This window comes from Rhizobium albus (assembly GCA_030160035.1).
Classification (GTDB): Bacteria; Pseudomonadota; Alphaproteobacteria; order Rhizobiales; family Rhizobiaceae; genus Georhizobium; species Georhizobium albus.
Map to the genome: position 1 here is coordinate 693,162 of BSNO01000003.1, position 12,019 is coordinate 705,180.

Consider the following 12,019-nt stretch of genomic DNA (forward strand, 5'->3'; position numbering starts at 1 on the left):
CGGGCAAAAAAGCCCGGCCTTCTTAGAATAGAAATTGACGTTAGCTTACTGTGCGGCGCCGTCGACGACTGGACCACGCGGCGTCTCGCCTTCTGACATGTCGTTGTCAGCCTGCGAAGCATCAGGGCCGGTGGTGACGCCGGAAGCATCTTCGTCGATAAGTTCTTCGTCATCGACGACTGCTGCCGAAGGCGATTCACCATCATCGCCGTCATTGTCAGCCTGCTCTTCGTCCGGGCCCGTCGTGGTGCCCATGACTTCAGTGTCTTCTTCTTCGATGATCGGGCCATCCGGCGATTCGCCGGCGTCGGCGTTGTTGTCGGCTGCCTGTGCAAGGATGATCGGCGCTTCTGCGCGATCGGTTGCGCTGTGATCGCCAACCATTGGGGCGGCAATCGCTGCGGAAGACATCAGCGTAGCGGTAAGAAGTGCGATAACCTTGGTCAAAGTCGTTCTCCTGAGAATCTCGGTGGCAGATTTATTTCTGTCTTATTGATCGTTCAGCTTCGGGATCACGACGCTTAGCCTTATTTGAACAGTCATTAAGACTGTCGAAGGGCGCGTCGTGCAGTGCCGATGCTGTAAGAACGACGACTGAACTTTATCGTTCCACGAGATATCAGATATTTGTATTTAAGATATCGATATATTAGAGATCTGTGGATGTCAGCGACGCGCTATGATCTCTTCACCGTCGATGACGAGACAGGATATTCCGAGCGAGCCGGTCTTGCGGCGCACCAGAAAGCGCGGCCGGCGATCGGCAAAGAAAGAATGATGGCGCCGCGGGCGCGTACGACCGACAGTCAGCGGACCGATGGCGTTTTCGAGCGGGCGTGCCACGCCGTCTGCCTCGACCATGAGCATGGGCAGGTTGAAGACGCTGGCCCAACTGCGCCAGTCGGCTGCGATATCGCCGAGATCGTGCGAGACGAGCAGCGGAACGCACAGCTCGGGATCGGTGTGGTGCAATTCCAGCGTGACAGTGATCTGGCCATCGCCATGATCGATGGCCCGGGCAGCGACGCCTGCGAAGATGCGCGAGGGGAGTGCGACGGACAGCGGCAGGCCGCTTCCCGGCAGCTTGCGACGCATCACCGCGCCGCGTTTGTCGATCGTGATCGTGACCGCTTCGGCTTGGCTGCGCGCGCAGTAAGTGACGTGCTGCGGCAGATGGCCGGGATCCAGCCGGAGTTCGTGACCTGCCCAGACGGGCTTGCATAGCGACTTCAGAACCGTGTTCGACATTGACCACACCCTTGTTGACACTCTCGAGAGCCGGTTTTCCGGTCTTCCCGCCGGAGCGCTTGGTCGCGCCCTCTGTTGTGTCTGACTTTAGGGTGCCGGGGTTCCGGCCCACTTAAAAATCGCAGTTAAAAAACCTTGACCTTTCCGATGGTTACCAAATCGGAAGCTCAGCGCGTCCGCAGTACCTTTCCGGGATTCATGATGCCGGCCGGATCGAAGGCCGCCTTGATGCGCTGCATGAGGTCGATCTCGATGGGCGCGCGGATGGCGGCGAGTTCGTCCCGCTTCATCTGGCCGATGCCGTGCTCCGCGGAGATCGACCCGCCGAAGGAAAGCGCCAGAGCGTGAACCTTCGCGCTGACCGCGTCCCAGTGGGCCAGAAAGGCCTCACGGTCGGCGCCGACCGGCTGGGAGATATTGTAGTGAATGTTGCCGTCGCCGAGATGGCCGAAGGCGACGATCCGCGCGCCGGGCACGACTTCCTGCACAAGCGGCTCGGCCTGCGCGAGGAACGTGGGAACGGCGGCGACAGGCACCGAGATGTCGTGCTTGATCGATCCGCCCTCGGGCTTCTGCGCCCAGGAGAGCGCTTCGCGCATGTGCCAGAATTCACGCGCCTGTGTCTCGTTTTGTGCCAGGACCGCGTCTGCGGCGATGCCGTCTTCAAGCGCCGCACTTAAGAGATGCTCCATCTGATCCCGCGCGGCCTCCTCGGAGAGGTTCGACGAGATCTCGATCAGCGCGTACCAGCCATGAGGCTCAGCAAAAGGATCGCGTACGCCGTCGATGTGTCGGGCTGTGAATTCGACGCCGATGCGCGCCATCAGTTCGAATGCCGTCAGCCCGCCCCCGGCAAGCGCCTCGGCCCGGCGGAAGAGTTCAAGTGCCCCCTCAGGCGATTTCATCCCAGCGATCGCGACCTGCCGGCCGGCAGGCATGGGAAAGAGCTTCAAAACAGCCGCGGTGATCACGCCGAGCGTCCCCTCCGCGCCTATGAAGAGATCGCGCAGATCGTAGCCGGTGTTGTCCTTCTTCAGCTTGCGCAGCGCCGTCCAGACCTCGCCGGTCGGCAACACGACCTCGAGCCCCAGGCAAAGCTGGCGCGTATTGCCATAGGCGAGCACCGCCGTGCCGCCGGCATTGGTGGAGAGGTTGCCGCCGATCTGGCAGGAGCCTTCTGCTCCGAGCGAAAGCGGAAAGAGCTTGCCCACATCCGCCGCCGCTTCCTGGATCGTCTGCAAAACGACGCCAGCCTCCACCGTCATCGTGCCACCCACAGCGTCGATGTCGAGGATCCGGTTCATGCGGGTGAGCGAAAGGATGATGGTCGGTGGACCATCCGCCAGCGGCACCTGGCCGCCGGTGAGCCCCGTGTTGCCGCCCTGGGGGATGATCGCGGTCCCGGTTTCGGTCGCAAGCTTCAGGATCTTGGCGACCTCCTGCGTCGTCCCGGGTCGCAGCACGAGCGGGGTTGAGGCGTGATAGAGATCGCGGTGCTCTTGGGTGAAGCCTTGCGTGTCCGATGGCTCGGTCAAAGCGTTGCCGAGCCCGACGATGGCAGCGAAGCGCTCGATGAGGGATGCGGTGAGGGAAGGGGAGAAGCTCATTTGAGACGATCTAGGGCAAATCAACCGAATTGGGTACCGGCTTGAGGCTCGACGCCACGCGGTGCGGCAGCGCGCTGCAGCCGATCATTGATGGCTTCCCCAAGACCGGTGGTCGGGATCGGCGCGAAGACGATCCCCGATCCGCCGAGCCGGTCGGCACGCTGCATCGCGTCGAACAGCTGCGCTGCCGCCTCCGTGAGACGCCCCGACGGGCTGAGATCGATAATAGCGCGGGCCTGCTCCTTGCCGATAATGGGCTGGTCGGCAAAATTGATCAGCACTTCCGAAGGCGCGACCGAAGTCACGTTCAACCGAACCGGCGCATCCGGCGCATAATGCGAGGCCATCATGCCCGGTGCCTCCAGCACGCCCGGCGTCGCATGGCGAAGCAAGGAATGCCCGGTGACCGCCTCGATCTCGTCACGCGACAGACCGCCGGGGCGCAACAGGATCGCGCGGTCGCTTTCGACCTTCACGATCGTCGACTCCAGCCCAACGGCGCAGGGGCCGGCATCGAGAACGAGCGACACGGCATCACCGAGATCGTGGGCGACATGCTCCGCGCGTGTCGGGCTGATGCGGCCCGAGCGGTTGGCGCTTGGCGCTGCGATTGGCCTGCCGAATGTCCGGATGATGTCGCCGGCGATCCCGAGCGGGACCCGCACCGCCAATGTGTCGAGCCCTGCGGTGACCAGCGAGGCCACCGGCGATTGTCTGAGACGCGGAAGGACGAGGGTTAGCGGTCCCGGCCAGAAGGCATCGGCGAGTTTCTCCGCAAGCGGCTCGAAGCGCACATGCGCCTCGGCCATGCCGCGGTCGCTCATATGGCAGATCAGCGGATTGAACCGCGGCCGACCCTTGGCGGCGTAGATGCGGGCAACCGCCTCGCCATTGGTGGCATCGGCGGCAAGCCCGTAGACGGTTTCTGTCGGCAGGCCGAGCAGATCGCCGCGCGCAAGCACCGAGCAGGCTGCGTCGATGGCGCGTTCCGGTGCATCCGCAATGGAAAGAATGTCGGCCAATTGAAGCTCCGCGCGTCCGCCGGTTCGCATGAAAGGCTCGGGAAACCACCGTTTCCGAAGCTGAGATCATTCATTCGATGGCCATACAGCATCATTGCGCAAAGACAACATCCCTTGCCGTATATCTTACCTTTACGTAAAAAGCAGAAAGTGCGTCCCGCCCGTCTGAAACTAGATGACGAGCAGGGTCGCAATCGATCGATGTTCCCGGCTATGACAGGGGCCGGCTATGACAAGGGAGAGTGTCATGTACCGCGCACCCGTTTCTGAAATCGCATTTTCGCTGAAGCATGTGGCAGGCCTGAAAGAGGCGCTGGACGGTGAACGTCTCGGCGATCTCTCCGAAGATCTCGTCGATGCGATCCTGGAGGAGGCGGGCCGTTTCGCGACCGACCAACTCGCCCCGACTGCCGAAATCGGCGACAAGCACGGCACGCCCCTGAAGGACGGCGTCATCACCATGCCGCCCGGCTGGAAAGATGTCTATCACCGGTGGATCGAGGGCGGTTGGAACGCGCTCTCCGGCCCTGAAGCCTATGGCGGCCAGCAGCTGCCGACCATGCTGTCCGTCGCCGCATCCGAAATGTGGGCCGCCGCGAACATGGCCTTCGGGCTCGGCCCGCTTCTGACGGTCGGCGCGGTCGAGGCGCTGGACAAGCACGGATCGCAGGAGCTGAAGGACCGCTATCTCGCCAAGCTCGTCTCCGGCGAGTGGATGGGCACGATGAACCTCACCGAGCCGCAGGCGGGCTCTGATCTCAATGCGCTCAAGGCACGCGCGGAACGCCGCGACGATGGCAGCTACCGCATCTTCGGCCAGAAGATCTACATCACCTTCGGCGAGCACGATCTCACCGACAACATCATCCATCTGGTGCTGGCGCGTCTTCCCGATGCGCCGGCCGGCACGCGCGGCATTTCGCTCTTCCTGGTGCCGAAGTTCCTGCTGGATGAAAACGGCGCTCCCGGCGTGCGCAATGACGTGTTCTGCAACGGCATCGAGCACAAGCTCGGCATCCACGGCTCGCCCACCTGCACGATGATCTATGGCGACGGCAAGCATGGCGACGAAGCCGGTGCGATCGGCTGGCTGATCGGCGAGGAAAATCGCGGTCTGGCCTGCATGTTCACGATGATGAACAACGCCCGCCTCAATGTGGGCGTGCAGGGCGTGGCCGTGGCGGACGCCGCCTATCAGAAGGCGCTGGCCTACGCGATGGAGCGCCGCCAGGGCAAGGCGCCGGGCGCTACGGACGAAGGCATGAGCCCGATCATCGAGCACCCGGACGTCCAGCGCGACCTTCTGACCATGAAGTCGCTGACGCAGGCCGCCCGCGCCATCTGCCACGCCTGCGCCCATGCGATCGACCACGCGCATGCTGCGGAAGGCGACGATGCGCGCCATTGGCAGGAGCGCGCCAATCTGCTCACCCCCGTGGCCAAGGCCTTTTCGACCGATGTCGGCTGCCAGGTCGCTTCTATCGGCGTGCAGGTGCATGGCGGCATGGGATTCGTGGAAGAGACCGGTGCTGCCCGTTACATGCGCGATGCCCGCATTGCGCCGATCTACGAAGGCACGAACGGTATCCAGGCGATCGATCTCGTCATGCGCAAGCTGCCGCTTTCGGGTGGCCAGCAGGTCGCCGGCTACATCGCGGAGCTGCGCGACATTGCGAATGCCGTGACAGCGTCCAACCGCGAGGGTTTCGGAACGACCGGCGAGCGCTTGTCTCGCGCGATCGACGATCTCGAAGCCGCGACGACCTGGCTTGGCGAAGCCATTCAGGCCGGCCGCCAACAGGAGGCCTTGGCAAGCGCGCAACCCTATCTACGCCTCTTCGGGCTTGCCGCCGGCGGGGTCTATCTCGCCAAGGGCGCACTGGCCTCGGACGAGGCTGCGCGCGTCGCGCTCTGCCGCTTTGCTGCAGAAAACCTGTTGAACGAAACCGCAGCCTTGAAGATCAGCGTCATCGAAGGTGCCGGAAGTCTGATCGCGGCGCGCGGCGCCCTGACGGCGGCATGAGGACAGACAGCATGAGCGACGACACGATCCTGATCGAGCGGCCTGAGAGTGCACCGGGCGTGCAGATCATCCGCATGAACCGCCCGGAGAAGAAGAACGCGCTGACCCGCACCATGTATGCGGCCATGACCGATGCCCTGCGGCAGGGCGATGCCGACCCGGATGTGCGGGCGCATCTTTTTCTCGGCGCGCCCGGCGCCTTCTCGGCCGGCAACGACATGCAGGACTTCCTTGCCTTCGCCATGGGTGGATCGCTCGGCGCCGAAGTCATCGACTTCCTGAAGACGCTTGCGACCACGCGCAAGCCGCTGCTTGCCGGCGTCGATGGCCTGGCCATCGGGGTCGGCACGACGCTGACCTTCCATTGCGACATGACGATCGCCTCCGACCGGTCGCTGTTCCGCACGCCCTTCACCGATCTCGCCATCGTCCCGGAAGCAGCAAGCACGCTGCTTCTGCCCAACATCGCAGGCCATCAGCGCGCTTTCGCCATGCTCGCCGCCGGACTTCCGTTCTCGGCCGAAGACGCGCGCGAGGGGGGCTTCGTTTGGCGCGTCGTACCGGCGGACGCTCTGGAAGCCGAGGCACTCTCCCTGGCCCGCGACATCGCCGCGAAACCGCCCCAGGCGCTCGCCATCGCGCGCGACCTGATCCGCGGCTCCGAGCAGCAGGTGCTGGAGCGGATCGATGCCGAGGCCGAGCACTTCAAGGCTCAGTTGAAATCCACTGAGGCGCGCGCCGCCTTCGAGGCATTCATGAGCCGGAAAAAGTAGCGCCAGCGCTTCTCGCTCAGCCCTTGCGCTCCAACAGCGCAACAGCTTCCACATGGGGCGACCAGAGAAACTGGTCGATCGGCTGCACCGAGCGCAGCGTGTATCCGCCGTCGATCAGGAAGCGGAGATCGCGTGCAAGAGTGGTCGGATTACAGGAGACGGCTGCGATGCGCTTGATCGAGGAGCGGGCGAGTTCGCGCGACTGGGCTTCCGCACCTGCCCGTGGCGGATCGAAGACGAGACCATCGAAAGGTTTGAGGTCGCTGCCCATCAGCGGACTGCGAAAGAGATCCTGCTTCTGATGCGAGATCGGGCGCAGCCCCTGTGTCGCACGCGCCGCCGCATCGAGCGCAGTCAGGGCGAGCCGGTCGTTCTCCACCGCATGGACGGGAGCGAATTCCGCCAGCCTCAGCGCAAATGTGCCGCTGCCGGCAAAGAGGTCGCCGATGCGCTTCGAAGGCTTCAGATGCGCACTCACGATGGCGGCCATGTGATCTTCGGCCGATGCGCTCGCCTGCACAAAGCCGCCGGGTACCGGCGTGACGGAGGCTTTGCCGAACTGGATGATCGGTCGGCGCGGCTCCACGAGCACCTCGCCGTCGACGGTGACGCGGGCAACTTCGCTCAGACCCAGGATCGTCTCGATTGCCAGAAGCCGCCGCCGGTCCTGAAGCTTCATCGGTCCAGCGATGGCGATGTCGAGCCCTGATACGGTTGCAAGCACGCTCACCCGAAACGGAGACGTGCCGGTCGCTACCGCCGTCGCGACACGCCGGATCGTATCCAGCCGCTGTGATATGGCCGGCACGGCAATCGGGCAAACGCGGATCGGCACGATCTGATGGGAGCGGGCGGCCGCTAAGCCGAGGATGACCGATCGATCAGTGCGCAGGCCCGTCAGAACAAGGCGTCTGCGTTCGCCCGGCTGCGCCGCAATCAACGGCTCGAGAGGAATGTCGATCTTCTGCTCGGCAAGCGCCTGGCGGACCAGATCGGTCTTCCAGTCGCGATAGGCGGCCATGTCGTAATGCTGCAGGGAGCACCCGCCGCAGGCGCCGCCTTCACCATCCGGCCCAAAATGCGGGCAGGGCGGCTCCACCCGCAGAGGCGAGGCGCTCTTGACCGCCATCAGCGTTGCCTTGGCTTTCTCGCGCGCGATCGAGACGGTTTCGCCCGGCAGGGTGAACGGCACGAAGACGGAGCCGGTTTCGGTGTACGCCACGCCATCGCCTTGAGCACCGAGTTCGCTGATGTCGACGGTTTCGGCGCTCATGTCTTTTCTCCAGTCAGCAGATATTCCTGATTGCCGTCGCCGCCTGCGATCGGCGATGGCATGAAGCCGATCGCACGCCAACCCGCTTGCGTGCCGAGCCACCGCTCCAGATCCCGCGCGATCTCGATCCCCTGCGCCGGATCCTTCAACAGCCCGCCTTTTCCGATCGCATCGCGGCCGGCCTCGAACTGCGGTTTGACGAGAAGCACGCAAAACGAACCGGGCGAGGCGAGCGCCAGCGCCGGCGGCAGGGCGAGCTTGAGCGAGATGAAGCTCACATCGCTGACGATGCAGTCGATCTTTGGATGCCCGATCTGCTCGGCCGTGAGGTTGCGCGCATTCAGGCCTTCGAAAGACGTGACGGCGTGGTGCGCTTCAAGCGAAGGGTGCAGCTGGCCGTGTCCCACATCGACGGCAACGACATGGGCAGCGCCGCGTTCGAGCAGCACCTGCGTGAAGCCGCCTGTCGACGCACCGATGTCGAGGGCGGTGCGACCGGTGGGATCGAGGTTGAAGGCATCGAGCCCGGCAACGAGCTTGAGTGCTGCGCGTGAGACATAGGCGCTCGCATCATCCGCAATCGACAGCGCATCTGCGGCAGCGGTCGGGTGACCCGGCTTGCGCACGACCGCGCCGTTCACCGTGACCGTGCCGCGCACGATCGCATCGCGTGCACGTGAGCGCGTATCGTAAAGCCCGCGATCGACCAGTACACGATCCAGCCGTTCGGTGGCGGAGGCCTCGCCTGGCGTAGCACTGTCGGCATTCTGGAGGTTGTGTCGTGTCATGCGCTGGCTATGCGCGTTGGTCGGGCGCAAGACAAGCACTGTCGCGGAAATGAAAATAAACCTTTGTATTAGTATATTCTTTCTTAGCGATCCAAAATGTGTCTACGTATTGTGACAGTGCCATTGCTTTTCGCGCGAATTCTGGTTTGGTGCGGCCAAAGAAGGTCGCGCCTCCGCGCGTAGTTCGGCGTGGGATTCGTGCAGCAGGCTTCTATCAGTTCCGTCCAACGTATGCTCGATCGCACCCAGACTCTTCGGGTGAGCCCTGCAAAGCGTTGGTTGTTCGCCATCATCGCATTCGCCCTCGCATTGGCCGCACGGCTTTGGCTCGACGCGCGGCTGCCCCCTGGGTTTCCATATCTGACGTTTTTTCCTGCTGTGATTCTCACGACGTTCTTCGTGGGGCTTGCACCCGGCATTGCTGTCGGCATCGCGTCCTTTTTTGCGGCCTGGTACTTCTTCATCGCGCCTGCGGGGACCTTCGAGCTCAACGGACCGGCGATCGTCGCACTCGGCTTCTTCGTGGCCATTGTCACGGTGGATATTCTTTTGATTCACTGGATGCATGTGGCGCTCGATCGATTGAAGCGCGAGCAGATGGTATCGCACCGTCATGCGGAAGAGCGCGATGTTCTCTTCAAGGAAATGCAACACCGCGTTTCCAACAACCTTGCTGTCGTCAGCGCGCTGCTGAACGCGCAGAAGCGTGCATTACCCGAAGGTGAGGCTGCAACCGCGCTTGCCCAGGCCGCGACGCGGGTCAATCTCGTCGCTCGCATGCAGCGCGATCTTTATGATCCCGCCCATCAGACCCTCGATTTTGCGGCCTATCTCAAGGCGCTGGGCCCGGATATCCTCGAAGCGATGGATGCACGCCATGTCACCTATCATGCCGACGTGGCTGCGATCGACGTGTCTTCGGACATGGCGGTTCCGCTCGGCCTCATCGCGACGGAACTGATCTCGAATTCCATCGAGCACGCATTCGCAGACAAGCGCCAAGGCCGCATCCACGTTGAATTGTCGGAAGTCGACGCCGCGTCGGGCTCCTTCCTGCTGCGGGTCAGCGATGACGGTCCCGGCTGGCCCGAGGCGTTCAAGCCGGACACGTCGCGCAATCTCGGCATGCGCATCGTGGTATCGCTGGCCCAGCAGATCGGCGGCCAGTTCAGCTATCACAATGATGGCGGCGCCGTTTCCAGCCTCGCCTTTCGCATCGATGGCCGCAAAGCCTGATCGGACTGATTGGTAACGCCGTTCAGGCCTTTGCCGGAAGCTCGACGCCGTGCTGTTCGAGCGCCCGGAAGACTGTGTCCACGATGCCCTTGCGGTCGAGGCCTGCCTTGGCGACCATGATTTCGGGCTTTGCCTGGTCCATGAAGATGTCGGGCATCACGAGCGAACGCACCTTCAGCCCATTGTCGAGCAGGCCTTCGTTCGAGAGATAGTGCAGCACGTGGGAGCCGAAGCCGCCGACTGCTCCCTCCTCGATCGTGATCAGCACCTCGTGCGTGGCAGCGAGTTCCGCGATCATCCCCTCGTCCAGCGGCTTGCAGAAACGAGCATCGGCAACCGTTGTCGACAAGCCTGCCGCATCGAGGTCTTCCGCTGCAAGCAGCGCATCGGCAAGCCGTGTGCCGAATGAGAGAAGCGCGACCTTCGTGCCCTGCTTGACGATGCGGCCCTTGCCGATCGGCAGGATCTCGCCGCGCTCCGGCATCTCGATACCGACACCTTCGCCGCGTGGATAGCGGAACGCGATCGGGCCATCGTCATAGGCGGCAGCCGTGCGCACCATGTGCTTGAGCTCGGCTTCGTCCGCCGGCGCCATGACGACGAAGCCGGGCAGGGTGGCCAGATAGGTGGTGTCGAACGAACCCGCATGCGTCGCCCCATCGGCACCGACAAAGCCGGCGCGATCGATGGCGAAGCGGACGGGCAGGTTCTGGATCGCCACATCGTGCACGACCTGGTCGTAGCCGCGCTGCAGGAAGGTCGAGTAAATCGCCACGAACGGCTTCAGCCCCTCCGTCGCCATACCGGCCGCGAAGGTCACGGCATGCTGCTCGGCAATCCCGACATCGAAGGTGCGTGCCGCAAATTCCTTGGCGAACTTGCCGAGGCCTGTGCCGTCCGGCATGGCAGCGGTCACCGCGACGATCCGGTCGTCCTGGCGTGCTTCGCCGATCAGGGCGTCGGCAAAGACGTTCGTGTAGCTCGGTGCGTTCGGCTTGGCCTTCGCCTGCGTGCCGGTGATTACATCGAACTTGGAAACACCGTGGTACTTGTCGGCAGCAGCCTCGGCCGGCGGGTAGCCTTTGCCTTTCTGGGTGACGACGTGGATGAGTACCGGCCCGCGCCCATTGTCGCGCACATTGCGCAGAACGGGGAGCAGGTGGTCGAACGAATGCCCGTCGATCGGCCCGATGTGATAGAAGCCCATCTCCTCGAACAGCGTCCCGCCGGTCACGTAGCCGCGCGCATGCTCCACGGCGCGCGTGATCGCGCGGTCGACAGATCGGCCGAGATAGGCCGTCAGCTTCTTGCCGAATTCGCGGATGCCCATATAGGTCCGGCCCGATGCCAGACGCGCCAGATAGGCGCTCATGGCGCCGGTCGGCGGTGCGATCGACATGTCGTTGTCGTTGAGGATGACGATGAGCCGCGCATCGAGTGCGCCGGCATTGTTCAGCGCCTCATAGGCCATGCCGGCTGACAGCGCGCCGTCGCCGATGACGGCGATGACGTGCCGCTTCTTGCCCGTCAGGTCGCTGGCGACCGCCATGCCGAGGCCGGCGGAAATGGACGTCGAGGAGTGTGCGGCCCCGAAGGGGTCATAGACGCTTTCGTCCCGCTTGGTGAATCCGGACAGTCCGTCTTCCTGGCGCAGCGTGCGGATGCGGTCACGCCGGCCTGTGATGATCTTGTGCGGATAGCACTGGTGGCCGACATCGAAGATCAGCCGGTCTTCCGGCGTGTCGAACACCTTGTGGATGGCAAGGGTCAGCTCCACCACGCCCAAGCCGGCACCGAGATGTCCCCCCGTGACCGAAACGGCATCGACCATTTCGGCGCGCAGCTCCTTGGCAAGCTGCGGCATCTGCCGATCGTCGATCGCCTTGAGGTCCGCTGGCCACGTCACGCGGTCAAGCAGCGGAGTTTCCGGTTTCGCGGTGTGGGGAAGTTGCGTCACGCTGGCCTCGTTCCGCACGGCTTCTTTTGGGCCGTGTCCGGTGTTGTCGTTTCGGTCCGTCTCGCCGCGACCGATCGGGTAAAGGTTGTTCC

At 63.6% G+C, this 12,019-nt stretch carries 10 protein-coding genes; 3 read left to right on the forward strand and 7 right to left on the reverse strand.

All coding sequences use genetic code 11. The features are described from left to right. Positions 1–45: 45 nt before the first annotated feature. The 4 genes from QQL76_RS11035 to QQL76_RS11050 form a co-directional block, all read right to left on the reverse strand. Positions 46–447 (reverse strand): hypothetical protein, encoded by a 402-nt coding sequence (locus QQL76_RS11035; protein ID WP_126011157.1) that lies wholly within the window; start codon positions 445–447, stop codon positions 46–48. Positions 448–666: 219 nt separating this feature from the next. Next, positions 667–1,248, reverse strand: coding sequence for a DUF6101 family protein (locus tag QQL76_RS11040; protein ID WP_499207677.1), 582 nt, complete (start codon positions 1,246–1,248; stop codon positions 667–669). A gap of 167 nt (positions 1,249–1,415) precedes the next feature. Next, positions 1,416–2,855 carry an FAD-binding oxidoreductase gene (locus QQL76_RS11045; protein ID WP_499207678.1) on the reverse strand — a complete coding sequence of 480 codons (1,440 nt, stop codon included), beginning with the start codon at positions 2,853–2,855 and terminating at the stop codon, positions 1,416–1,418. Between the two features lie 20 nt (positions 2,856–2,875). Continuing rightward, on the reverse strand, positions 2,876–3,877 hold the full coding sequence (locus tag QQL76_RS11050; protein WP_499207679.1) for an L-threonylcarbamoyladenylate synthase: 1,002 nt from the start codon (positions 3,875–3,877) through the stop codon (positions 2,876–2,878). Positions 3,878–4,124: 247 nt separating this feature from the next. Here QQL76_RS11050 and QQL76_RS11055 point away from each other — a divergent pair, with 247 nt between their 5' ends. Together QQL76_RS11055 and QQL76_RS11060 are read left to right on the forward strand one after the other, a co-directional pair. Further along, positions 4,125–5,900: an acyl-CoA dehydrogenase family protein gene (locus tag QQL76_RS11055; RefSeq protein WP_499207680.1), complete on the forward strand. Its 1,776-nt coding sequence runs from the start codon at positions 4,125–4,127 to the stop codon at positions 5,898–5,900. A gap of 11 nt (positions 5,901–5,911) precedes the next feature. Then, on the forward strand, positions 5,912–6,673 hold the full coding sequence (locus QQL76_RS11060) for a Clp protease/crotonase-like domain-containing protein (RefSeq protein ID WP_499207681.1): 762 nt from the start codon (positions 5,912–5,914) through the stop codon (positions 6,671–6,673). 16 nt (positions 6,674–6,689) lie between these two features. On the opposite strand, the gene QQL76_RS11065 is transcribed toward QQL76_RS11060, so the two are convergent. Both QQL76_RS11065 and QQL76_RS11070 read right to left on the reverse strand, forming a co-directional pair. After that, a complete protein-coding gene (locus QQL76_RS11065) occupies positions 6,690–7,946 on the reverse strand; it encodes a class I SAM-dependent RNA methyltransferase (RefSeq protein ID WP_499207682.1) in 1,257 nt (418 codons plus the stop codon). Then, positions 7,943–8,734, reverse strand: coding sequence for a TlyA family RNA methyltransferase (locus QQL76_RS11070; protein WP_499207683.1), 792 nt, complete (start codon positions 8,732–8,734; stop codon positions 7,943–7,945). Before QQL76_RS11070 ends, QQL76_RS11065 begins: the two co-directional genes overlap by 4 nt. Positions 8,735–9,013: 279 nt before the next feature. Between QQL76_RS11070 and QQL76_RS11075 the strand changes: the two genes are divergently transcribed. After that, a complete protein-coding gene (locus QQL76_RS11075; protein WP_499207684.1) occupies positions 9,014–9,970 on the forward strand; it encodes a sensor histidine kinase in 957 nt (318 codons plus the stop codon). Positions 9,971–9,992: 22 nt separating this feature from the next. Here the strand turns inward: QQL76_RS11075 and dxs are convergent, their stop codons facing one another. Then, complete coding sequence (dxs, locus tag QQL76_RS11080) at positions 9,993–11,927, reverse strand: 1-deoxy-D-xylulose-5-phosphate synthase (RefSeq protein WP_499207685.1); 1,935 nt, start codon at positions 11,925–11,927, stop codon at positions 9,993–9,995. Between the last annotated feature and the right edge of the window lie 92 nt (positions 11,928–12,019).

Excerpts from the sequence above, each read along its gene's own strand:
- QQL76_RS11040 (WP_499207677.1), bottom strand. The coding sequence starts at position 1,248 with ATGTCGAACACGGTTCTGAAGTCGCTATGCAAGCCCGTCTGGGCAGGT.
- QQL76_RS11045 (WP_499207678.1), bottom strand. The coding sequence starts at position 2,855 with ATGAGCTTCTCCCCTTCCCTCACCGCATCCCTCATCGAGCGCTTCGCT.
- QQL76_RS11055 (WP_499207680.1), top strand. The coding sequence starts at position 4,125 with ATGTACCGCGCACCCGTTTCTGAAATCGCATTTTCGCTGAAGCATGTG.
- QQL76_RS11060 (WP_499207681.1), top strand. The coding sequence starts at position 5,912 with ATGAGCGACGACACGATCCTGATCGAGCGGCCTGAGAGTGCACCGGGC.
- QQL76_RS11065 (WP_499207682.1), bottom strand. The coding sequence starts at position 7,946 with ATGAGCGCCGAAACCGTCGACATCAGCGAACTCGGTGCTCAAGGCGAT.
- QQL76_RS11070 (WP_499207683.1), bottom strand. The coding sequence starts at position 8,734 with ATGACACGACACAACCTCCAGAATGCCGACAGTGCTACGCCAGGCGAG.